This window comes from Moorena sp. SIO3A2, from assembly GCF_010672265.1.
GTDB classification, from domain to species: domain Bacteria; phylum Cyanobacteriota; class Cyanobacteriia; order Cyanobacteriales; family Coleofasciculaceae; genus Moorena; species Moorena producens.
In genome coordinates, this window is record NZ_JAAHHC010000020.1 from 34,893 (window position 1) to 61,725 (window position 26,833).

Consider the following 26,833-nt stretch of genomic DNA (forward strand, 5'->3'; position numbering starts at 1 on the left):
AAAAAGATGATCCAGGTTGACAAACCATTGAGAACACTATAATATGTATTACAAAACCATAAAAATAAATCATCAACCTGCTGTACAAAGAATTCAGCTCTATCGTCCAGAAGCCAACAATAGCATCAACGATCAGCTGACTCAGGAATTGTTATCAGCCCTACAAGCTGTTGAAGGCGAAGAAACCGTTAAAGTAGTGATTCTTGAAGGACTACCGGATGTCTTTTGTACCGGAATGGATTTTCAAGCAATAGCCAATGGCGAGCTGGTGGATACCAAAATCAGTGCTCACGGCTACTACAACATCCTCAAACAGATGTCCCAAAGTAGCAAGGTGATTTTGTCCCTTGTCCGTGGTAAAGTTCAAGCAGGAGGAGTGGGTTTTGTTGCTGCAAGTGATCTGGTCATTGCTGATGAAACAGTAACCTTTGTGTTATCAGAACTATTATTTGGTTTATTACCCGCTTGCGTTTTGCCCTTTCTGATTCGTCGAGTGGGATTTCAAAAAGCTTACCGCTTATCCCTCACAACTCAACCAATCTCTGGCTCAGAAGCCTATAACTGGGGCTTAGTCGATGAATACGACAGCAACCCTAATAAGTTGATTAGTCAATATATTCGCCGTTTAAGATATTTACCCTTATCTGGGGTTAAGGAATTAAAAGACTATATGAATAAGTTATGGATAATTCAAGCTGAGACTCAGAATCTAGCCGCCAACAAGTCTGCCAGCCTCTTAGGTGACCCAACGATTCAAGCAAAAATCAAACAATTCGCTAAAGAGGGGGTATACCCATGGCAGAACTGAATTTGAATCGGGACTTAGGAACTAGCAACTCTGAGGTGGTACAACTGACGGAGTTGGGCAATGGTGTTGTGCAAATTACGATGAAAGATGAGAGCAGTCGTAATGGCTTTTCTCCAAGCATAGTTGAGGGCTTACGCCACTGTTTTAGTGTAGTTGCGCAAAATCAGCAATATAAAGTAGTCATTTTGACGGGCTATGGTAATTATTTTTCATCAGGGGCTAGCAAAGAATATTTAATTAGAAAGACTAGGGGTGAAGTAGAAGTTCTTGATTTATCAGGGTTGATACTTGATTGCGAAATTCCTATAATTGCAGCAATGCAAGGGCATAGTTTTGGTGGTGGCTTGCTTCTGGGTTTGTATGCAGATTTTGTGGTGTTTAGCCAAGAAAGTGTGTATGCAACTAACTTCATGAAATATGGTTTTACCCCAGTAGGAGCAACATCATTAATCTTGCGGGAAAAGCTAGGATCCGAATTAGCCCAAGAAATGATCTACACTGGCGAAAACTATCGAGGAAAAGAACTAGCTGAACGAGGTATTCCTTTTCCCGTTGTATCGAGGCAGGATGTCCTAAATTATGCCCAACAACTAGGGCAGAAAATAGCCAAGAGCCCTAGATTATCTCTAGTCGCCCTCAAACAACATTTGAGTGCCGACATTAAAGCCAAGTTTCCTGAAGCTATCAAAAAAGAACTAGAAATACACCAGGTAACCTTTAACCAACCAGAAATAGCCAGTCGTATTCAGCAAGAGTTTGGTGAGACAGTAATTCCCAATTTGATCCAAAGCACTGTAGAACAAAAAATACCTAATCCCCAACCAGTTCAGTTAAGGATACCTAGTTATGGCTTGTTAAAGAATCTAACTTGGATGCCTCAAGAACGTCGAAAGCCTAAATCCACTGAAGTCGAAGTTCAAATAAAAGCTGTACCAGTTAATTTTCGAGAAGTACTCAACGTACTGGGTATCTTCCAAGAGTACATCAAAAAAAGATATCGCTCTGGAATTATCAGTGCTGAAAATCTCACCTTTGGTGTTGAAGGTGTGGGTACTGTTGTAGCGGTTGGCTCAGACGTATCCCAATGGAAAGTCGGCGATGAGGTGATATTGGCTTATCCCGGCAATGCTTTCAGTAGCTTTGTTATCTGCTCACCGGATGACTTATTGGCTAAGCCTTCTGATCTGAGTATGGTAGAGGCAGCTACTATTTTTATGTCTTTTTTCACTGCCTATTACGGGTTGCATAATTTGGCCAAAGTTCAGCCAGGAGAGAGAGTATTAATTCATGCAGCTTCGGGAGGTGCAGGACAAGCTGCAGTTCAATTAGCTCAATTTTTTGGCTCAGAAGTATTTGCCACGACTAGTCCCCACAAAATATCTGTTCTTCGAGAACAGGGAATAAAACATGTAATGAATTCTCGAACCACGGAGTTTGCTAGTGAAGTAAGGGAACTCACCCAGGGGAATGGAGTAGATGTAATTTTTAATAGCCTGACTCATGGAGAGTACATCCCCAAAAATATAGATATCCTGGCCCCAGGTGGACGATATATTGAAATTGGTAGGCTCAACATCTGGAGCCATGAGCAAGTTTCTCAAAGACGCCCAGATGTGAAGTATTTTCCCTTTGATATGTCAGATGAATTTGTTAGAGATAAACAATTTCATGCCAAGCTTTGGGACGATTTAGCCTTGCTGTTTGAGTCCGGTAGCCTCAAGCCATTACCTTACAAAGTATTTCCAAGTGAAGATGTGGTGGAAGCTTTCCGTCACCTGCAACATAGCAAGCATATCGGCAAAATAGTGGTAACTATGCCAGAGCTCTATAATGGCGTAAAAAATAGTTCCCAGCAAGCAAATCAAGAGTCAATGAGTCACCAAGAAGAACTACTACATCAATTGCAATCCGGTGATATATCCTTAGAGAATGCAGAGCAACTACTATTGGGGTTGACAGATCAACAGATACTAGCAACAGTGCCTAATAATGGTCAGAATAAATTAATTAATACAGATAAAACAGAGCAAATATTATCTCTACTGAGTTCAGGAGAAATATCCTTAGAAAATGCTCAAAACTTATTAGAAACAGTAGATCTAAATTCCCCAACAAAGAAAAATCTACCCACTGCCGTTCCCAATCAAGGACAGAGCAATCAGGATGAAGCAATACTAAATCAATTACAATCTGGTGAAGTTTCCTTAGAGGATGCAGAGCAACTATTACTAGAAATTCAGCAAAAAGAATCTGTAACTACTAAATCAATTCCAGATCAAAGGATAACAGACGATATAGCGATTATTGGAATATCATGTCGATATCCAGGAGCAAAAAACTGGAAGGAATTTTGGGAAAACTTAAAGCATGGAGTTGATAGTGTAACAGAACCTCCCCCTGGAAGATGGGAAGGACGAAGTTGGTATCATTCAGATCCAGAACATCCAGGTACTGCTTGTTCAAAGTATGCTGCTTTTTTAGATGACATTGACAAATTTGACCCTTTATTCTTTCAAATTTCTCCTGGAGAAGCTGAGTTAATCGAACCTCAACAAAGAATCTTTTTAGAGGAAGCTTACCATGCTATTGAGGATGCTGGATATGCTCCTGATTCTCTCAAGGGGAAACACTGTGGAGTATTTGTTGGGGCAGCAAGCAGTGATTATATCAAGTTTTTGTCCAATTCAGGTTTCGGTCATCATCGACTGGTGCTATCAGGAACTATGCTGTCAGTTCTACCAGCAAGAATAGCCTATTTCCTGGATCTTAAAGGACCAGTGGTAGCTGTTGAGGCTGCCTGTTCTTCATCATTAGTAGCTGTTCATCAAGCTTGCGAAAGTATTAAACGGGGAGAGAGCGAAATAGCGATCGCAGGTGGTATTTCTACCATGCTAACACCAGACTTCCAAGTACTGTCGAGCCAGTTTCAGATGGTATCTCCCGAAGGACGTTGTAAAAGTTTTGATGCTGAAGCATCCGGTATAGTTTGGGGAGAAGGTTGTGGTGCAATTTTATTAAAAAGGTATGAGCAAGCAGTTCAAGATCAAGATCATATCTATGGAATAATTAAGGGTACAGGTACAAATTATGATGGAAGCACAAATGGAATTAGTGCCCCTAGTAGTAAATCTCAAGCACGCTTAGCAGAAAATATTTATCAACAATTTGGAATTAATCCAGAAACTATAAGTTATTTAGAAGCTCACGGTACAGCAACACCTCTTGGAGATCCCATCGAGGTTGAGGCATTTACAGAAGCATTTTCTAAGTGGACAGCTCAAAAACAATTTTGTGCGATCGGTTCAGTAAAGACTAATATTGGTAACGCAGCAACTGCCGCAGGAATGTCTAGTTTAATTAAGACAATTTTATGCCTGAAAAATCAAAAACTGGTTCCTTCTTTGCACTTTAATCAACCCAATCCAAACATTGATTTTGCCAATAGCCCCTTCTACGTCAACACAGAATTTAAAGCTTGGGAAGTGCCAACAGGTATACCAAGGCGAGCAGCCGTGAATTCTTTCGGCTTGAATGGTACAAATGCTCATGTTGTTGTTGAAGAAGCACCAATAGAAGACAACAGGCAAACCTCCCCTGTGTCCCCTCAAGGGGGGAAGGCAACAGGTAACAGCGAAGATTACTTAGAAAATTCAGTTCATCTATTAACTTTGTCAGCCAAAACTGAAACAGCTCTTGGTGAAGTAATTAGTAGCTATCAAAATTATCTCAAAACCAATCCAAACTTAAGGTTAGGCGATGTCTGCTACACTGCTAGCACTGGAAGGACTCACTTCACCCACAGACTAGCAGTTGTCGCCCCTAACCAACAAGAATTAGTCGAAAAACTCCGACAACACCAAGAGGGAAAAAAATTAGCAGGAATCACTTCAGGAGAACTGCTAAACAACACTACAGTAGCCAAAATTGCTTTCCTATTTACAGGTCAAGGTTCCCAATATATCAACATGGGAAAGCAGTTGTATCAACAAGCACCAACTTTCCGTCAAGCGATTAACCAATGCGAGGAGATTCTCAGTAGCGTAGAAACCTTCCAGGAAACGTCATTACGAAACATTCTTTATCCAACAGACAAAAACTCGTCAGGTTCATCCCTACTAGGCCAAACAGCTTATACCCAACCAGCTTTATTCGCTATAGAATATGCTCTATTTAAACTCTGGCAATCCTGGGGAATTGAGCCAGATGTGGTCATGGGTCACAGTGTAGGAGAATATGTAGCAGCAACCGTAGCAGGAGTTTTTAGTTTAGAAGATGGCTTGAAACTAATTGCTGCTAGAGGCTCTTTGATGCAGAAATTACCTGGTGATGGTAAGATGCTCTGGGCTATGGCTCCAGAGTCTAAAGTCCTAGAAACATTGAAAGCAAAAGATCTCAGTGAGAAAGTCGCCATAGCAGCAATCAATGGACCTCAAAGCATAGTAATTTCTGGTGAGGGAAAAGCAGTAGAAGCGATCGCAACTAACCTCGAATCAGCCGGAATCACAACCAAACCACTAAAAGTATCCCACGCCTTCCATTCTCCTCTGATGGAACCGATGCTGGCAGAATTTGAAGCAGCAGCAAAAGAAATAACCTATGAGCAGCCTAGGATACCACTGATATCCAATGTCACTGGCAAACAGGTAACTGAGCAGATTACCACTGCCGAATACTGGGTAAATCATGTGCGCCAACCAGTGCAATTTGCTCAAAGCATGAAAACTTTGTACCAGGAAGGATACGAGTTATTTCTGGAAATAGGACCAAAACCAGTATTACTAAGTATGGGACGTCAATGTTTACCAGAAAAAATCGGTGTCTGGTTGCCCTCATTGCGTCCGGGAGTAGAAGAATGCCAACAGATGCTATCTAGTTTAGGAAAGTTATATGTAGAGGGAGCCAAAGTAGATTGGATAGCATTTGAGCAAAATTATGCTCGTCAGAAGGTGGCATTGCCAACATATCCCTTCCAACGAGAAAGGTATTGGGTTTCTAGCCAAAATGGTTACGAACAAAAATCCTACTGGTTAAAAGGCAAAGAGCAGCACCCATTACTAGGAGAAAAAATTAACCTAGCGGGAATAGAGGATCAACATCGTTTTCAATCATACATAGGAGCAGAATCTCCAGGTTACCTGAATCACCACCAGGTTTTTGGAAAAGTACTATTTCCCAGCACAGGCTACTTAGAAATAGCTGCTTCAGCCGGAAAAAGTCTATTCACAAGCCAAGAGCAAGTAGTCGTTTCTGACGTAGACATACTGCAAAGTTTAGTTATACCAGAAACCGAAATAAAGACCGTACAAACAGTAGTCAGCTTCGCAGAAAACAATAGCTATAAGTTCGAGATTTTCAGCCCCTCAGAAGGTGAAAATCAACAAACACCGCAATGGGTATTGCACGCACAAGGAAAGATATATACTGAGCCAACCAGGAACAGCCAAGCAAAAATCGACCTAGAAAAATACCAAGCTGAGTGTAGTCAAGCAATAGAAATTGAAGAACATTACCGAGAATATCGCTCAAAAGGGATAGACTACGGCAGTAGTTTCCAAGGAATAAAGCAGTTGTGGAAAGGTCAAGGAAAAGCCCTAGGAGAAATGGCCTTCCCTGAAGAATTAACCGCCCAACTAGCAGACTATCAGCTACATCCAGCCCTATTAGATGCAGCCTTCCAAATAGTATCGTATGCCATACCACACACAGAAACAGATAAAATATATCTACCAGTAGGGGTAGAAAAATTCAAACTGTATCGCCAAACAATCAGCCAAGTATGGGCTATAGCAGAAATACGACAAACCAACTTAACGGCAAACATTTTTCTAGTAGACAACCAAGGAACTGTACTAGTAGAACTAGAGGGATTAAGGGTAAAAGTAACAGAACCAGTATTAACTCAAAAGTCTGCCTTTAAAGAACAATTAAAATCAGCATCTGTTTCAGAACGTCAGGAATTACTAACAACTCAAATTAGTTCAGCCATAGTCAATATTTTAGGATTGAGAGATGGACAACAGATAGAAAGACATCAACCATTGTTTGACTTAGGATTAGATTCCCTGATGGCAGTGGAATTGAAAAATCAATTGGAGTCTAACTTAGGTACAAGCTTCAGTTCAACACTGTTATTTGATTATCCAACGGTAGAATCTTTGGTAGAGTATTTAGCTAACAATGTCATCCCCATAGATTCCTTTTCCGAGCTTCCTACCCTGATTCCTCATCCAGAGCAAAGGTATCAACCATTTCCGTTAAATGACATTCAACAAGCTTATTGGATAGGTCGCAATCAAATTTTTGACCTAGGTAATATTGCTACCCACATTTACATAGAAGTAGATTGTGAAAACTTAAATTTAGAAAGCTTACACCAAGCTTGGAGGCGATTAATTGACCACCATGATATGCTGCGGATGGTAGTTTTAGCTGACGGTAACCAGCAAATACTTGAGCAGGTGCCTCCCTATGAAATTGAAATTTTAAATTTGTCTGAGGAATCTCCTGAAACGATTGCTTCAGAGCTAGAGCAGATTCGCAATCAGATGTCCCATGAGGTTTTACCAACTAACCAGTGGCCTTTATTTCATCTACGGGCTACCCGTTTAAATGAACAATGTTTCCGCTTGCACGCCAGCATCGATATGTTAATATTTGATGCCTGGAGTACTTATGTTCTATTTAAGCAGTGGTCAGAACTGTACAATAATCCACAGAGTTCACTGCCTGCAACGGAAATCTCCTTCCGAGACTATGTGCTCGCGGAATTGGAACTCAAAGATAGTCCCCAGTATCTCAGTTCTCAGCAATATTGGTTCAACCGCTTAGATAACCTACCTCCAGCTCCAGAAATTCCCCAAGCGAAAGTAACTTCTGCAATTACTGATCCTCAGTTCAATACTCACACAGCTCAACTGTCTCAGAGTGATTGGCAACAGTTAAAAAACAAGGCGAGCAAAGCAAATTTAACCCCATCAGGGGTATTGTTAAGTGCTTTTGCCTCTGTCTTGAATTACTGGAGCAAAAGTTCAAAGTTTACCCTCAATCTGACTTTATTTAACCGTTTGCCCTTACACCCTCAAGTCAATGAGCTCATAGGCGACTTCACCTCTGTAATCTTACTAGAGGTAGATAACTCACAAGCAGTTCCATTCATTAGTCGTGCTCAAAAACTGCAAAGACAGCTGTGGGAAGATTTAGAGCATCGTTATATCAGTGGAGTAGAAGTGCAGCGAGAGCTCTATCGTCGAGGGCGTAGTCAACCAATGGGGGTAGTCTTTACTAGCACTTTGGGCTTAAAGTCTCTGGCTGATGAAGAGGTGGGGCGAGGATTCGGTTTGGAGCACTTTGGAGAGGTTGTGTATAGTGCAGCTCAAACGCCTCAAGTGTTGCTCGACCATATCGTAACCGAGGAGAAAGGAGCACTGGCATTTAGTTGGCATACAGTGGAAGGGCTATTCCCTGAAGGTCTCATCGAGCAAATGTTTGAGGCTTATTGTGATTTGCTTCAACAGCTAGCCACCTCTGACGAACCTTGGATGGAGACTTACCACCAACTATTACCAACAGCTCAACTAGCACTCCAAGCACAAGTGAATCAGACGACTCAATCTTGGTCTGAAGATATCTTGCATAGTTTGTTTGTTAAGCAAGTACAAGTTCAAAGTGAAGCGACAGCTGTTATTAGTCCCCAAAAAAGCCTAACTTATGGGGAACTCTATCAAAGGTCTCATCAATTGGGACATGGATTGCGGAAATTAGGAGTCAAACCGAATCAGCTGGTAGCCGTAGTCATGGAGAAAGGTTGGGAACAGGTAGTAGCAGTGTTAGGCATCTTGATGTCTGGTGGAGCTTACCTACCGATAGATCCTGGGCTACCCCAAGAAAGACAGTGGTATCTACTCGAGCAAGCACAAGTCACACAAGTATTGACTCAAACTCACCTCAAACAGTCTCTGGGTTGGCCTGAAGGAATCAAATGTTGGTCTGTAGATACTGAAGAGTTAGCAGAATATGATCCAAACCCCCTAGAACCAGTACAAACTTCAGAAGATTTAGCTTATGTGATTTACACTTCTGGTTCCACAGGTTTACCCAAAGGGGTAATGATCGATCATCGGGGAGCAATCAATACCATCCTCGACATCAATCAACGGTTTAAAGTAACACCATCTGACCGAGTACTCGCCTTAGCAGCGTTAAATTTTGACCTGTCAGTGTACGACATATTTGGTGTGCTAGGAGCAGGGGGAGCGATAGTGATGCCACCACCAAAAGCAGCAAAGGATCCAGCTTGCTGGAGAGAATTAATTATCGCTCACGAAGTTACCTTGTGGAACTCAGTTCCGGCTCTGATGCAGATGTTGGTAGAGCATTTATTAGGAACCTCAGCAACAGCAGTAGGTGATTTACGAGTGGTAATGTTGAGTGGAGATTGGCTGCCAGTAGACTTACCAAGCAAAATCCAATCTCTGTGGTCTAATGTTCAAGTGATGAGTTTGGGTGGAGCAACCGAAGCGTCAATTTGGTCGATTGGCTATCCGATTGAAAAGGTGGGGTCAGACTGGAAGAGTATTCCCTATGGTAAGCCCCTGTTAAATCAAAGTTTTTACGTACTGAATGAGTTGATGGAACCAAGACCAGTTTGGGTACCGGGACAACTTTATATTGGAGGGGTAGGTTTAGCTAAGGGTTATTGGAAAAATGAGCACAAGACCCAAGCAAGCTTTATTACCCATCCAGTCACTCAGGAACCGTTATACAAAACTGGGGATTTAGGCAGGTATTTACCGGATGGTAATATTGAGTTTTTAGGCCGAGAAGACTTCCAGGTAAAAATAAATGGTTATCGTGTTGAACTGGGGGAAATTGAAGTAGCATTAAAGCAATTTCCAGGAATTAAAGAAGCGATTGTTACTGCTATCGGAGAATCTCAACAAAGCAAACGCCTGGTTGCTTATGCCGTGTTCAAGGAAAAGTCTGTTATTAGCGATTCTTCCCTGACCGATATCCATCAGACAGAAGACAAAAATGAAGTGGGCCAGCCTGATCAAGAAATAAATTGTACTTCGGAACAATTGCGTAAGTACCTATGGCAAAAACTTCCCGAATATATGGTTCCTGATGATTATGTTATTTTGGAAGCTTTACCATTAACTGCCAACGGCAAAGTAGACCGTAAACGATTGCCCAAACCTCAAAGACAAACTATAGCCGATACGAATCAAAATATACTACCTCAAACCAAAACTGAACAACAAATTGCTGCTGTTTGGACAGAAGTTCTTGAGCTAGAAGAAGTAGGAATTCACGACAATTTCTTTGCCATAGGAGGAAATTCTTTACTTGTCATCAGAGTGCATAATAAATTGCAAGAACTATTAGGCATAGAATTGAAAGTAGTTGACCTGTTTGCTAACCCTACTGTACATTTTCTAAGTCAACACCTTACTCAGATTGGTAGTAAAGAATTATTTATGGAAACTAGTAAAACTCGTGGAGATGAGCGAGTTAAGAAAGGCACTACAAGAAAGGAAAGGCGCAATATTAGAAAAAGTCTACGCGGCAAAAAATAATTTTTTCCAAGTATTGTTGTATTGTTATAACTGTTATGAACAGCTAAGTAATTAAGAAATATAGCAAAATTAAAGTATGACAGTAAGATGATGGATGATTTAGAAGACCTTAACGATAATCAAGACATAGCAATTATAGGAATATCTGGACGTTATTCAGGAGCTGATGATATTGAACAGTTTTGGCAGAATGTTCGGGATGGAGTTGAATCAATATGTCTTTTTTCAGAACAAGAATTGCTCAACTCTGGGATCGAACAAGAGTTACTGAATAACTCTAACTACGTCAGGACTGGTAGTTTGATCTCAAACATAGATATGTTTGATGCTAGTTTCTTTGGCTATACTCCTAAACAAGCTGAAGAGATAGACCCGCAACAAAGGCTATTCCTCGAATGTGCTTGGGAAGTAATAGAGAGGGGTGGTTATAACCCGGATACCTATCAAGGTTCTATCGGGGTTTATGCTGGCATTACCATGAGCAGCTATTTCTGGAACAACGTTAATCCTTGTTTTGACTTTTCTTACCTCAATAGTAGTTCTTTTCAACAATTGCTGGCTAATGACAAAGATTACTTAGCAACTCGTGTTGCTTACAACCTGAATCTAACTGGACCGGCTATCACCGTTCAAACTGCTTGTTCCACTTCATTAGTAGCTGTTCATCTAGCTTGCCAAAGTTTGCTCAATGGGGAATGCGACATGGCTCTTGCTGGTGGTGTAACCATCCGTGTGCCTCAAGAAGTGGGATATTTGTATCAAGACGGGATGATTCTCTCCCCAGATGGTCATTGCCGAGCCTTTGATGCCAAAGCTGAGGGTACAAGGTATGGTAATGGTCTCGGAGTTGTACTACTCAAGGGACTCGAAGATGCTATTGCAGACAAAGATTATATCTATGCAGTAATTAAGGGTTCAGCCATTAATAACGATGGCTCTTTGAAAGTCGGCTACACCGCACCTAGTGTAGTAGGTCAAGCAGCGGTTATTTCAGAAGCTCAGGCTGTGGCTGGTGTGGAAGCAGAGACGATCACATATGTAGAAGCTCATGGCACAGGGACAAAACTCGGAGATCCGATTGAAATTGAAGCTCTGACCAAGGTTTTTCAGCAGAGCACCCAAAAACAAGGCTTTTGTGCTATTGGTTCAGTAAAAACTAATGTTGGGCATTTAGACGCAGCAGCAGGAGTAACGGGACTGATTAAAGCTACTTTGGCTCTCAATCACAAATTAATTCCCCCTAGCCTGAACTTTGAACAACCCAATCCCAAAATTGATTTTGTAAATAGTCCCTTTTTCGTCAATACAAAATTGTCAGAATGGAAAAGCAATGGCACGCCTCGCAGAGCTGGAGTTAGTTCTTTTGCCGTGGGAGGAACTAACGCCCATGTCATTCTCGAAGAAGCCCCAAAACAATTTAAAAACCAAGATATATATCAGCGTCCCTTACATTTATTAACCCTTTCAGCTCAAACTAAAGAAGCACTCGAAGAATTGGTTAGTCGTTATCAAAATTATCTAGAAACTAACCGAAAAATAGAACTAGCAGATATTTGTTATACAGCCAATAGTGGACGATTCCACTTCAACCATCGCCTTGCTATTATTGCCGCTGATCGACAACAATTAGCAACAAAACTCAGTAACCGAAGTGCTGGGGAAGAAGTAGTTGGGGTGTTTCAAAAAGAATTTTGTACCAGCAGTAATGTTCCTCAAGTAGCTTTCCTGTTCACTGGTCAAGGTTCCCAATATCTGAATATGGGACGGCAACTATACGAAACTCAGCCAACTTTTCGTCAAGCTTTGGAGGAATGTGACGAAATTCTGAGTTCGCTACTAGATCAATCTCTTTTAGCCGTTCTATATCATCAAACAACGGATGAGTCTGGTTCATCGCTACTAGACCAAACAGCTTATACTCAACCCGCCCTATTTGCTATCGAATATGCCCTCTTCAAGCTCTGGCAATCCTGGGGCATTGAACCAAATGTGGTCATGGGTCACAGTGTAGGTGAATATGTCGCAGCAACGGTAGCAGGGGTTTTCAGTTTAGAAGATGGTTTGAGATTAATTGCCAAGCGAGGGCAGTTGATGCAACAATTGCCATCTGTCGGTGAGATGGTATCGGTCATGGCATCAGAGTCGAAGGTGCAAGCAGTGATCGCAAACTACACGGAGAAATTGGGGTTAGCTCAGTCTAATGTGGGTATTGCAGCCATCAACGGACCAGAAAGTGTTGTGATTTCTGGAGCGAGTGCTGCGGTTAAAGCAATTAGTAGCAGCCTGGAATTGGAGGGAGTGAAAATCAAACTACTACAGGTATCTCACGCCTTCCATTCACCTTTAATGAGACCAATCTTGGCAGAGTTTGAAGCAGTAGCTCAACAAGTGAACTACCACCAACCTCAAATTCCACTCATATCTAATGTCACAGGAGAACAAGCTACCTGTGACATTAGTACACCGGACTACTGGGTGAATCATATCTGCCAACCAGTGCGGTTTGTCCAAAGTATGGAAACCTTGTACCAAGAAGGCTATGAAGTTTTCTTAGAAATTGGACCAAAACCAATTTTGTTAGGTATGGGAAGGCAGTGTTTACCAGAAGAGGTAGGTGTCTGGTTGCCTTCTCTGCGACTAGGGATGGAAGACTGGCAACAGATGCTTTTCAGTTTAGGACAATTGTATCTACAGGGAGCTGAAGTGGATTGGTTGGGAGTCGATCAAGATTATGGCTTTCAGAAAGTAGTATTGCCAACCTATCCATTCCAAAGACAACGTTATTGGATTGAACGGAGTCAAGGCAGAGGTGAAGACAAAGCCAAGCAAAATTTATCTGTTTCAACCTCATCTCCTGTAACTGAGCTATTAGATCGAGGAGACTATAAGCAGTTGACAGCAATGTTAACAGGAAACGGCTCCTTGACAGCAGTTGAAGTCGTGCAGCAACTGATTCACCACCATCAACAATCACTGGCACAAGCAGCTCTCAAGGATTGTTTGTACCATATAGAGTGGCAGCTCAAGCCTTCAACTCTAGCTCCAGAAACCCCTTCCCAGAATGGTCAATGGCTGATTATCGGAGGTGAGGCAACTGTGGCACAGAAGTTAGCAGAGCAGCTTGAGCAAAAACAGCAGAGTTGCTATGTTGTCAAGCAATTTCCTCAAGACTATTCACAACTGTTGCAGCAGGTTCAACAAGAAACTGAGCTGCCCTTGGTAGGGATTGTGTATTTGACCAGTGAGGAAGTCCCTTCTCAGATAAATACGACTTCTTCTCAAAGCTTGCTGGGACTACTACAAACCTTACTGCAAGACGACTCTTCAACTCCTGTAAAAGTTTGGGTAGTTACAGCAGGAGCAGTAGCTAAGGGAGAGCATCCTATCTCTGTAGCTCAGACTCCTCTATGGGGTATGGGAAAGGTTGTGTCACTCGAACACCCTGAGTTGTGGGGAGGATTAATTGACCTAGAACCAGGTAAAACTGCTGAAAATCACATGGAATGCCTTTTAAGGGAGCTGCTCAACCGTGATGCGGAAGACCAGGTAGTCTACCGTGGGGGTGAACGTTATGTACCCAGATTAGTGCGCAGTTCAGTTCCTACCTCGAAAATATTCAAAGTAGAGCCGACAGGAAGCTATCTGATCACAGGTGGATTGGGATACTTGGGATTGAAAGTAGCCGATTGGCTGGTTAAACAGGGTGTCCGCCATCTGATCCTACTTAGTCGTAGTGGTCTGACAAAGGAAACTCAACCCGCTGTGGAAGCACTGCAACAGACTGGGACTAATGTCAAAGTCCTGGCAGTCGATGTGGCTGATCTAACCGATATGGAACGAGTCTGGAAGCAGCTTGAAGCTGAGGAGAAACCTCTCAAAGGGATTATTCATGCGGCAGGAGTAGGAAGATTAGATACTCTCGAAGAGTTAACACCGGAAAAATGGGAGGCAGTGCTGCGTCCTAAAGTACAGGGTGGATGGAATCTACATCAACTATCTCGGAATGAGAATCTGGATTTCTTTGTCTGTTTCTCATCCATTGCCTCAGTTTGGGGCTCCCGAGGTCAGACCCATTATGCCGCAGCTAATCAGTTCCTAGATGGGTTGGTGCACTATCGTCATTCTTTAGACTTACCAGGATTAGCAATCAATTGGGGAGCCTGGGCAGGGGGTGGCATGACCACAAATGAGGCTCAGAGATGGCTAGCTCAAATTGGAGTAGAAGCACTCTCACCGGAGTTAGCTATTTCTGCATTGGAGCACCTAATATCTGCTAACCAAGTTCAGGTGACGGTGAGTCGCAATAACTGGCATCGCTTCAAGACGATGTATGCCGTTAAACGTCCGCGTCCACTCTTAGATCTCATAGCTGTTCTTCCTGAAGATATTGAAGATAAGACCAATCCAGCTCCTGGTTTGCTACAAAGGTTGGAAGCTGTAACCGAAACTCAGAGAAGGGAACTGCTGCGACAAGCACTACAAGAGGAAGTCGCTCGAGTTTTAGGTTTACCCATCACAAACAAACCAGGTTCAGAAGTAGGATTTTTTGAGATGGGCATGGACTCGCTGACCGCTGTAGACTTAAGGGATAGACTGAGCAAGCTTTTGGGAGTAAATTTATCTTCAACTTTGACCTTTGATTTTCCCAATATTGAAAAGTTGGAGAAATATCTAATCAACCAGCACCTTGTCAAAGTTGGTCTTTTTCGGACTGAGATTGATCAAGATCAACAAGAAGACGATTCACTGGAAGCTAAACTTCTAGACGAGATTAAGCAATCATCCAATCAAGAGCTTGAAAGCTCAATTGATCAAATATTGGAATCGATAATCAATTAAACAAAGTTATGTTGAATAAATTTACTAAAAAAGAGCAAATATTGAGTGAAAAACAGCAAATTAAGCAACTGTCTCCTTTGCAGCGAGCTGCATTAGCTCTGAAAAAATTAGAGACTAAGCTGAATAATACTTTGCACGAACCAATTGCCATCATTGGCATGAGTTGTCGGTTTCCTGGTGGAGCCTCTAGTCCAGAGAAATTCTGGCAGTTGTTGCAAGGGGGGAGCAGTGCGCGATCGCAAATCCCAAGAGAGAGATGGAATATTGAAGCCTATTACGACCCTGACCCAGATGCTCCGGGTAAGATGCTCACATGTCACGGCCACTTTGTGGACAATGTTGACCAATTCGATCCAGAATTTTTCGGCATTTCCCCTCGTGAAGCAACGGCAATGGATCCCCAACACCGCCTACTGCTGGAGGTGAGTTGGGAGGCATTAGAGCAAGGTGGGCAAGTGTTAGAGCGCTTGGAGGAAGCTGCTGTTGGGGTCTTTATCGGCAATGATGGTCGTGACTACGAACAATTGCTCCAGCAGCATTTGCAACAGGAGCCAGAGAGTCCATTAGTCACCTATGCAGGAACAGGTAATGCTTTATCCAATGCAGCTGGTCGTTTAGCTTACACCTTTGGTTTTACCGGACCTACAGTCACAATTGACACCGCTTGCTCCTCATCTCTGGTAGCCATTCATCAAGCCTGTAATAGTTTACGACTCGGAGAATGCCAGATGGCTCTGGCGGGAGGAGTGAAATTACATTTAACCCCAAACTCCTATATTGATGCCTCCAAAGCTAGAATGATTTGCGCCGATGGTCAGTGTAAGACTTTTGATATTTCAGCAGATGGTTTTGGACGGGGTGAGGGCTGTGGTATGGTGCTGCTCAAACGTCTGAGTGATGCACAGGCTGATGGAGACCAGATTGTAGCAGTGATTCGGGGTAGTGCAGTCAATCAGGATGGACCGAGCAGTGGGTTAACAGTGCCCAATGGGCAGTCGCAACAAAGATTAATCAAGCAAGCTCTAGCTCAAGCACAGGTTAAGCCTTCTGAGATTAGTTATTTGGAAGCTCATGGAACTGGGACTTCCTTGGGAGACCCTATAGAGGTAAATGCAGTGGTGGCAGTGCTGGGAGAGGATCGCACTCCAGAATATCCGTTGTGGATGGCTTCGGTAAAGACAAACATTGGTCATTTAGAAGCAGCTGCGGGAGTATCTGGACTAATTAAGGTGGTGTTATCGCTACAGCATCGACTCCTGCCAGCCCATCTAAACTTGCACCAACCTAATCCCAAGATTGACTGGCAGCCTTGGCTACAAGTACCAAAGCAACTGACGCCATGGGAAGTATCAGGTCATCGGTTGGCAGGGGTAAGTTCCTTTGGATTCACTGGGACGAACGCCCATGTGGTAATAGAGGAAGCACCATCTTCACAAAAAAGTCCTCAGGTAGAGAGGGAAAGACCATGGAATATATTGGCGTTATCTGCCAAAAACCAAGAGGCATTGCTGCAACTAGTCCAAAGCTATAGTCAGCATCTGGAGAGAGCTCCAGAGCAAGAGCTGGTAGATATATGCTTCACTGCTAACACTGGAAGGTTGTCATACATTCATCGCTTGAGTTTGGTAGCGGCCACAAAAGCTGAACTGCAAGAGAGACTGAAGGCTTTCGGCACAGAGGAAGAGGTTACCGGGCTCGTGAGTGGGGTCGTCAGTGGCGGTGAGTCCCCCAAAGTGGCAATGTTATTCACGGGTCAGGGTTCTCAGTATGTGGGTATGGGTAGACAGCTTTATGAGACTCAGCCGACTTTCAGAAAAGCTCTAGAACAATGTGCGGAAATTTTGCAACCCTACCTGGACAGGCATTTACTGGAAGTTCTCTATTCATTGGAAGCAGAGGAGTCTGTCCTGGAACAGACTGCTTATACCCAACCTGCTTTGTTTGCCCTAGAATACGCCTTATTCCAACTCTGGCAATCCTGGGGCATTAAACCAGATGTAGTCATGGGTCACAGTGTCGGAGAATATGTAGCAGCAACTGTAGCAGGAGTTTGGAGTTTAGAAGATGGCTTGAAACTAATTGCAGCCAGGGGAAGGTTGATGCAACAGTTGCCCTCTGGTGGTGAAATGTTTTCAGTCATGGCTTCAGAGTCTAAAGTTCGAGAAACATTGAAAGAAATGGCTCTTGGTGAGCAAGTGGCTATTGCAGCAATCAATGGGCCCCAAAGTATAGTAATTTCTGGAGAGTCAGAAGCAGTAAGAGCGATCGCTACTAACCTAGAATCGGAGACAATCAAAACCAAGCAACTACAAGTATCCCATGCTTTCCATTCACCATTAATGGAACCGATGTTGGTCGAGTGGGAAGCTCTAGCCAATCAAATCGCCTACAATCAACCAAAAATTCCAATCATATCTAACGTTACAGGAACAACAGCAGATAGTAGCATTACTACCGCCCAATATTGGGTAAATCATGTACGTCAACCGGTAAGGTTTGCCCAAAGTATGGAAGCTTTAGACAAACTTGGCTCTGAAGTATTCCTAGAAGTCGGACCGAAACCAATACTATTAGGCATGGGAAGGCAATGTCTACCAGAAGGGGTCGGTGTGTGGTTGCCATCATTGCGTCCGGGAGTAGATGCATGGCAACAAATGCTCTTGAGCTTAGGACAGTTATATGTACAGGGAGTCAAAGTAGATTGGTTAGGATTTGACCGAGATTATGCTCGTCAGAAAGTCACGTTACCCACTTATCCTTTCCAGCGAGAACGCTACTGGGTGGAAGCTCCCAAGACTGTCGTTCTATCAGGTCAACAGGTACACCGATTGTTGGGCAACAAGCTGGAGTTAGCATCGACGGGACAGACAATCTACCACCAAGACATAAACTTGAACAATCATCCGTGGATTGGTGATCACCGTGTCTATGACACCCCAGTGATTCCGGGTGTGAGCTACATAGCTATGACCCTAGCCGCAGTTGGAGTACCAGCAGCAGTTGAGGATATTAACTTCCAGCAACCACTCTTCCTTGCCGAGTCCAACACCACACGGGAAACACAGTTAATGCTTCATACGGCTGACAATGTTGGTAAACAATTTGTAGAAGTCTTCAGTCGGGATGGTGCTAAGCAGGAGGAATGGCAACAGCATGCAAGTATGAGCGTTTCAGAGAATCCGCCACCACCTCCTACTCTGAGTGTAGATATCCCGGCCCTATGTGAGCAGTTGCGACCACTGGACACCGATACCCTCACTGAAATCTATGCCAGTATCTCCCTGGTTTACGGTCCAATGTTGCAGGCTGTCCGACAGGCGTGGATAGGTGAGGAGACTAGCCTGCTCGAAATTGAAGTCCCAAAGGCACTGGCATTCCAGTTGGCTGGGGAACCTATCCATCCGGTGCTGATTGATGCTTGCACACGCCTAACGCCAGATCTATTCGATTTCAGCTCTGACTCAGGTGTGTTTTGGGCACCTTGGCGGGTCAAAGAGATGACGCTTTCGCATCCAACACCGAGCCGCTTCTATGCTTATGTGGAGGAACCATCCCGCGTCAACGAGCAGTTGCAGACGCGCTCTTATGACATCCAGTTGCTGGATGAAACAGGTCAGGCGTTCGGTCGCATTAACGGTTTCACGGTCAAGCGAGCCCCAAGTCAGCTATTTCTGAAGAGTTTACAGCCAGATGTGAGTAATTGGCTTTATCAGCTACAGTGGCAACCCTCAGAGGTTAAGGAAACAGTACCCTTGGCTACATCGCGTATGTGGTTGTTGTTTGTACCTGAGGGAGTTTGGGCAGAACAATTGACAAGCTCTTTGGCTCAACTTGATCAGCAGTATGTAGTAGTCTCACCAGGAGACGATTTTCGGTATCTGAGCGAGTATCACTACCAAGTGTGTCCTACCCAAAAGGAATCTTTCCAACAATTGTTGCAGAAGATAGTTGAGAAAGGGGTTACTCTGCAAGGTGTGGTTCACTTGTGGAGTCTGCTCAGTGACTCACAACAGTTGAACCAAGCTCAAGAACTTGTCTGTGGAAGTACACTACACTTAATCCAAGCTCTAGGCGAAGTGTTTGATTCTCAAGTACCCCCTCTGTGGTTGGTAACTCAGGGAGCTCAATGTATAGCAGCTCAAACTACCATACATGTGCAGCAATCCCCTTTGTGGGGTCTGGGTCGGGTGATTGCGTTGGAGCATCCCGAGTTTAAATGCCACCGTGTAGACTTGGATCCGGACAATGCCAGCATTGCTGAGGGAGTAGAAATGCTACTGCAAGAGTTGTTGGCTCCTGATGCTGAAGACCAAGTAGCCTATCGACAAGGAGAACGCCATGTAGCTAGACTGGAACGTTTTGTGCCCCAATCTTCAGGCGAATACCCTCAGCAACTCCGGCTGAGAGCTTACGGCACTTTAGACAATCTTGTACTTCAACCTCAGCAGCGCCGACAGCCTGAAAGGGGAGAAGTGGAGATTCAAGTTAGGGCAGTTGGTCTCAACTTCCGCGATGTTCTCACTGCTTTAGGCATGATGCAGGAATATACTCAACATCTATTTGACAGTGCCGAGCAGGTAGTCTTTGGTGGGGAATGTGCTGGTGTGGTGGTAGCTGTAGGCTCTGATGTTGAGCATTTACAAGTAGGTGATGAGGTTGTGTTGGCTTTAGCCATAGGGTGCCTGGCCCACTATATGACAATTCCAGCTGATTTAGCACTACCTAAGCCCCAACACCTAAGTTTTGAAGCAGCAGCCACTTTGCCTACAGCTTTTATCACAGCTCACTACGGATTGAACTATTTAGCCAACCTACAACCGGGAGAACGAGTGTTGATTCATTCCGCTGCAGGGGGAGTTGGACAGGCTGCGGTTCAGTTGGTTCAAAACAGGGGAGCCGAAGTCTTTGCGACAGCCAGTCCTCCCAAATGGAAGTTTTTGCAGCAGCAGGGAGTAGAGCAAATCATGAATTCCCGGACTCTGGAATTTGCTGAGCAAGTACAAGCAGCTACTGAGGATATGGGAGTGGATGTGGTGCTCAACAGCTTCAATGAAGAGTACATTCCCCAGAGCTTTCAAGCCTTAGCTCATGGAGGTCGATTTATTGAAATCGGTAAAATTAATATTTGGTCACAGAGCAAAGCACAAGAATACCGTCCGGATGTCAAGTATGAGGTTTTTGACCTGGTGGAGATGGTGCGAGAGCAGCCTGAGCTAGTAGCGCAGCTCTGGAGCGAACTAGGCACAGAGTTGAAGACGGGGAAATTGCAACCTCTGCCGCATCAAGTGTTTGAGTTAGGACAGGTGCACGAAGCTTTCCGATATCTTCAACAAGCAAAGCATATAGGGAAGGTTGTGGTTGCTATTCCCCCATTGAGAGAACAAAAGAAAGAGATACAAGCACAGGGTAGCTATTTAGTGACAGGAGGATTAGGCGCTTTGGGATTAGAGGTCTCAAAGTGGCTAGTGGATAAGGGAGCTCGTCACTTGGTATTGATGGGACGCCGTTCTCCTTCAGCTGAAGCACAAATAAAGATCGCACAGTTGGAGGATATGGGGGTAAAGGTGAGCGTTCAGCTTGCTGATGTTTCTTGCTCCCAGCAAGTATCTCAGATGATGGAGAGAATTGAAAGGGAGTTGCCTAGCTTGCGAGGAGTGATTCATGCCGCCGGGGTTTTGGATGACGGGGTACTGCAAAATATGAGTTGGCAGCAGTTCGTAAAAGTAATGCTTCCCAAAGTACAGGGTACTTGGCATTTGCATCAACTGACCAAAGATCTACCCTTAGATTTCTTTGTTTGTTTTTCCTCCATGTCTTCTCTGCTGGGAAATCTTGGTCAAGGAAATTATGCCGCAGCTAATGAGTTTATGGATGCAGTAGCTCATTATCGTCGCAGTATGGGGTTGCCAGGATTGAGTATCAATTGGGGAGCCTGGGCATCATCAGGGATGGCAGCTAGTTTAGCAGGTCAGCATCAGCAAAGGCTGGAAACCATTGGTATCCGTGCCATAGAACCTCAGCAAGGAATGCAGGCATTGGGGTCATTGTTATCACAGACTCCCAGCCAAGTTGGGGTTTTGCCCATTAATTGGTCAAAGTTTGTCAGTACACTACCAGGTGGGCAAAAGATGCCATTCTTGGAGGCATTGATTTCTACTGAGCCATCATTAACCCAAAAGTCAGCATTTAGAGAACAACTAGAAGCAGCAGCTGTTTCAGAGCGTCAAGAGTTATTAACAAATCACATTCGCTCAGCGATCGCCAAAGCATTAGGTTGGAGGGATGGACAAAAAATAGGAATGCGTCAACCTTTGTTTGACTTAGGATTAGATTCTCTGATGGCAGTGGAATTGAAAAATCGCTTGGAGTCAAGTTTAGAAACTAACTTAAGTTCAACACTGTTATTTGATTATCCTACGGTAGAGGCTTTGGTAGAGTATTTAGCAAACGATGTCATCCCAATAGAATTCTCTTCCAACCTAGATGAAATAGAAAATTTAGAACAAGAGGAAATAGATAACACATTTCGTTTTCAGGAAATGTCTGAAGATGAAATGGCCAATATACTGGCTAGAAAATTAGAATCTCTGGAGGGTAAAAAAAGCTAATGAAAAAAAGTCAAAGTAGCCGAACCATAGACTATAAAGCATTAATGGAAAATGCTTTTCTCCAGATAGAAACTTTGCAGTCTAAGTTAGAAGCTTTTGAAAATCAAGAAAAAGAACCCATAGCGATAATTGGCATGGGCTGTCGCTTCCCTGGTGGAGTAGATTCTCCTGAAGCCTTTTGGCAGTTACTCAATGATGGAGTAGATGCGATCGCCGAAGTACCTAAAAATAGATGGAACATTGATGAGTATTATGACCCAGACCCAGATGCTCCCGGCAAAATTGCTACCCGCGACGGTGGTTTTCTCTCCGAAATAGATCGCTTTGATGCCCCATTTTTCGGGATTTCTCCCCGAGAAGCTCACAGCTTAGACCCCCAACAACGCTTGTTGCTCGAAGTGAGTTGGGAAGCTATCGAAAGGGCTAACATTGTCCCGGACAAATTGTTTAATAGTCTCACAGGAGTTTTTATTGGCATCGGTAGTAACGACTACTTAAATAAGCTGGCAACCTCTGAAATACCAGAAGCTTATTGGGGTACAGGTAATGTACCGAGTGCCGCTACAGGTCGTTTATCATACATCTTGGGACTTACTGGACCGAATCTGGCAGTAGATACTGCTTGCTCTTCCTCTTTGGTATCAGTGCATCTGGCTTGTCAGAGTTTGCGACAGCGAGAATGCAATCTAGCTCTAGCAGGAGGTGTGAATCTAATTCTATCTCCCAAGTTTAGTATTGTTTTCTCTCAGGCCAAAATGTTATCTCCCGATGGTAGGTGCAAGACCTTTGATGCTTCTGCCAATGGTTATGTGCGTGGTGAAGGATGCGGAGTGATTGTTTTGAAACGACTTTCCGACGCACTAGCTAATGGAGATAATGTTCTAGCAGTAATTCGCGGCACGGCAGTCAATCAAGATGGACCGAGTGGTGGTTTAACAGTACCTAACGGACCATCTCAAGAAGTTGTGATTCGCCAAGCCTTGGCCAATGGGGGTGTGGAGCCAGCCAGTGTCAGTTATATTGAAGCTCATGGTACCGGAACTTCCCTGGGAGACCCCATTGAAGTCGGAGCGTTGGGAAAGGTATTTGGCAAAAACCACTCTATTGAACAGCCTGTGATCATTGGTTCCGCTAAAACTAATATTGGTCACTTAGAAGTAGCAGCAGGAATTGCAGGTTTGATGAAGGTAGTTCTACAACTGCAACATGAACAAATAGCACCATCACTGCATTTTAATCAGCCTAACTCTTATATTAATTGGTCACAATTACCTCTACAAGTTCCGACTAAACCGACCCCTTGGCAAACCAATGGGAAAAGTCATATCGCGGGAGTAAGTTCCTTTGGTTTTAGTGGGACTAATGCCCATGTGATCCTAGAAGAATCACCAATAGAAGGCAATAGACAAAATCCCCAAGAAGGGAAGACAACAGGCAACAGTGAAGATTACTTGGAACGCTCAGTTCATCTGTTAACACTCTCAGCCAAAACCCAAACTGCTCTTAGTGATTTACTCAGTAATTCTCAAAATTATCTAAAAACTTATCCCAAACTAGAAATAGCCGATATCTGTTATACAGCCAACACAGGACGTACCCACTTCAACCACAGACTAGCAGTTGTTGCCTCTAACCGACAAAAATTAGTGGACAAACTCCGACAGCACCAACAGGAAGAAGAGGTAACCGGAATTTTTTCAGGGGAACTGCCCAACAACAACACAACACCCAAAATCGCCTTTCTATTCACAGGGCAAGGCTCACAATATGTGAACATGGGCAGGCAGTTGTATCAAGAATCACCAACTTTCCGTGAAACGATTAACCAATGTGAGGACATTCTCAGTAACCTAGAAACGTTTCAGGAAAAGTCACTACGAGAAATACTCTATCCAACAGATGACTCATCAGATTCCTCCCTACTAGCTCAAACAGCCTATACTCAACCTGCTTTATTTGCCATAGAATATGCCCTATTTAAACTCTGGCAATCGTGGGGGATTAAACCAGATGTCGTTATGGGTCATAGTGTAGGAGAATATGTAGCGGCAACTGTAGCAGGAGTATGGAGTTTAGAAGCTGGTTTGAGGCTAATTGCCGCTAGAGGCTCTTTGATGCAGAAATTACCTGCTGGTGGCGAGATGATTTCAATTATGGCATCAGAGTTGAAAGTTCTAGAGACTTTGAAAGGGATGTCCCTAGGAGAAAAAGTAGCCATAGCAGCCATCAATGGACCCGAAAGCACAGTAATTTCTGGCGAAGCCGAAGCAGTAAGAGCGATCGCAACTAATTTTGAATCCGTTGGCATCAAAACCAAACAACTACAAGTGTCTCACGCTTTCCATTCTCCTCTGATGGAACCGATGCTAGCAGAATTTGAAGCAGTAGCCAAAGAAATGAGCTATAGTCAGCCTCAGATACCTCTAATATCAAATATTACTGGTCAACAGGTGAATTTGGAAATTACCACTGCCGAATATTGGGTAAATCATGTGTGCCAACCAGTGCGGTTTGCCCAGAGTATGAAAACTCTGCATCAGGAAGGATATGAGTTATTCCTAGAAATCGGACCTAAACCAATATTATTAGGAATGGGGCGTCAATGTTTACCAGAAGAAGTGGGTGTCTGGTTACCATCATTGCGTCCGGGAGTAGAAGAATGGCAACAGATGCTCTCTAGTTTGGGACAGTTATATGTACAGGGAGCCAAAGTAGATTGGTCAGGATTTGACCAAGACTATAACCGTGATAAAGTAATATTGCCAACATATCCCTTCCAACGACAACACTACTGGGTAGAAACAAAAGATAATGGATATCAAAGCAATGCTTCTTTTGCAGAGAAAGATACTAATACTGAGATCGTCAACCTCCTCAGTAAAGGAGAAATTGACACCTTAGCACAACAACTGGAAAAAGCAGCAAACTTTTCACCAGAACAGCTTAAACTTTTACCGAAAATCTTAGAACTACTAACTAAGCAACATCAGCAACAATTAGCAGCAGCAAGGATTAAAGATTGGTTCTATCAACTTCAGTGGCAACCTTTACCTGAAATTTACCTAAAAAACGGCATTCAAGTGAGTCATTGGTTGATTTTTGCCGACAATACGGGGGTAGCAGAGAAATTAGCCCAAAAATTACAACAGCAAGGACATAAATGTAGCTTAGTTTATCGAGCAGATAAATATCAACAACTAGCAACAGGAAGATATCAACTCAATCCCTCTGCTCCTGAAGAATTTGGACAACTTTATGAAGCCATTATAGAAACCAGTCAACTGCCCTTATCAAGGGTAATCCATTTGTGGAGCTTAGATGCTCCAGTTACGGAACATTTAACCCTAAACACCTTAGAGCAGACTCAACTGTGGGGGTGTGCTAGTGTATTGCACCTGCTACAAAGTGTGCTCAAAACTACCAATGTTCCTCAATTATGGCTAGTCACCAGGGGCGCTCAGTCAGTATTATCGAACATGGAAAAACTAACAGTAGCTGCCTCACCCTTGTGGGGATTAGGTAGAGTCGTGTCTCTAGAACATCCGCAGCTTTGGGGGGGATTGGTAGATTTAGACCCGCAAACATCAGAAGAGGATGTAGAAAAGCTGTTGCAATTACTAGTAAACAACTCAGAAGAAGACTATCTAGCTTTACGAGAAGGAAAAACCTATGTAGCCCGTTTGGTTCAGCAATCTCTTCAGGCATCTGTTGAAGCACTATCCTTAGCATCTGATGCCACTTACTTAATTACAGGAGGACTCGGAGCTTTAGGGTTACATACAGCACAATGGCTAGTAGAAAAGGGCGCTCGACATCTGGTGTTGACTGGACGTAGTGCTCCATCAGAAAAAGTACAAGAAATCATAGAAAAGTTAGAACAAGCAGGAGCTAAAGTTAAGGTTTTGTTAGGAGATATTTCTCTTGAACAAGATGTTGCCCAAATTATTGAACAGATTCAGACATCTTTACCTATACTAAAAGGTATTATTCATGCCGCCGGAATACTTGATGACGCAACCCTGCAACAGATGAGTTGGGAGAATTTTGCCAAAGTAATGGCACCAAAGGTAGGAGGAACTTGGCATTTACATCAATTTACCCAAGAGCTACCGTTAGATTTCTTTGTCTGCTTCTCTTCAATAGCTTCCTTAATCGGTTCACCAGGTCAAGGAAATTATGCTGCTGCCAATGCCTTTATGGATGCTTTGGCTAACTATCGTCGAAGTAGAGGATTGTCTGGATTAACTATTAACTGGGGTCCTTGGGCGTCTGGAGGAATGGCGAATAATTTAGCGGCTCAGCATCAAAATCGCATCCATACCAGTGGAGTTAATGATATTGCCCCCGAACAAGGAATGTCTGCCTTGGAGCAACTGTTAGCCAATCAAACTCTAACTGGACAAATTGGTGTAATATATGTAGAGTGGTCATTATTGGCACAACAGTGGAGTAATCTAAATAAAAGTTCATTACTACAGGAACTATTACACCAAGATGAATTACAGCAACAAGATATTCTGAAGCAGAAGCTAGAACGAGAAATTTTAGATCAATTAGATAAGGCATCAGCAGGCGAACGTAAGGAAATTCTAAAGGAACACATTCGAGGGCAAGTAGCCAAGGTATTAGGCTTAAGTTCATCTCAATTACCAGAAATCAATTTGGGCTTTATGGAAATGGGGATGGACTCTTTGACAACAGTGGAATTAAAGAATCGATTACAAGCTCAACTAGGGATTACCTTACCTGGGACAGTAGCTATGGAATATCCCACAATTGACAAACTATCTCGGTATATATTTGAAGAAGTCATGGGATGGAAATCAGTAGCAGATTCCGAGAGTAATTTACCTGAACGAAAAGAGGTAGATGTAGATGAGCAGATTTTGCCAGTTATCGAAGATATCTCAGAAGAGGAATTTGAAGCACTAGCAGCTCAACAATTAGAAAAAATTAAGAGTATGCTTTGATAAACTTCTGAAATAAGGACAGTTTAATTAATC

At 43.4% G+C, this 26,833-nt stretch carries 5 protein-coding genes; all 5 read left to right on the top strand.

Annotated elements, in window-relative coordinates; all coding sequences use genetic code 11:
* Window positions 1-43 precede the first annotated feature (43 nt).
* A complete protein-coding gene (locus tag F6K64_RS21870) occupies window positions 44-808 on the top strand; it encodes an enoyl-CoA hydratase/isomerase (RefSeq protein WP_008191806.1) in 765 nt (254 codons plus the stop codon).
* Complete coding sequence (locus F6K64_RS21875) at window positions 796-10,383, top strand: hybrid non-ribosomal peptide synthetase/type I polyketide synthase (protein WP_008191804.1); 9,588 nt, start codon at window positions 796-798, stop codon at window positions 10,381-10,383. Before F6K64_RS21870 ends, F6K64_RS21875 begins: the two co-directional genes overlap by 13 nt.
* Before the next feature lie 87 nt (window positions 10,384-10,470).
* Window positions 10,471-15,222 (top strand): type I polyketide synthase, encoded by a 4,752-nt coding sequence (locus tag F6K64_RS21880; protein ID WP_008191801.1) that lies wholly within the window; start codon window positions 10,471-10,473, stop codon window positions 15,220-15,222.
* Window positions 15,223-15,230: 8 nt separating this feature from the next.
* Window positions 15,231-21,830: a type I polyketide synthase gene (locus F6K64_RS21885; RefSeq protein ID WP_008191799.1), complete on the top strand. Its 6,600-nt coding sequence runs from the start codon at window positions 15,231-15,233 to the stop codon at window positions 21,828-21,830.
* Window positions 21,830-26,800 carry a type I polyketide synthase gene (locus F6K64_RS21890; RefSeq protein WP_008191797.1) on the top strand — a complete coding sequence of 1,657 codons (4,971 nt, stop codon included), beginning with the start codon at window positions 21,830-21,832 and terminating at the stop codon, window positions 26,798-26,800. The genes F6K64_RS21885 and F6K64_RS21890 overlap by 1 nt, the downstream gene beginning before the upstream one ends.
* Window positions 26,801-26,833: the final 33 nt, after the last annotated feature.

Coding starts and splice junctions, on each gene's coding strand:
- F6K64_RS21885 (WP_008191799.1), top strand. CDS start 15,231: ATGTTGAATAAATTTACTAAAAAAGAGCAAATATTGAGTGAAAAACAG.
- F6K64_RS21870 (WP_008191806.1), top strand. CDS start 44: ATGTATTACAAAACCATAAAAATAAATCATCAACCTGCTGTACAAAGA.
- F6K64_RS21880 (WP_008191801.1), top strand. CDS start 10,471: ATGATGGATGATTTAGAAGACCTTAACGATAATCAAGACATAGCAATT.
- F6K64_RS21875 (WP_008191804.1), top strand. CDS start 796: ATGGCAGAACTGAATTTGAATCGGGACTTAGGAACTAGCAACTCTGAG.
- F6K64_RS21890 (WP_008191797.1), top strand. CDS start 21,830: ATGAAAAAAAGTCAAAGTAGCCGAACCATAGACTATAAAGCATTAATG.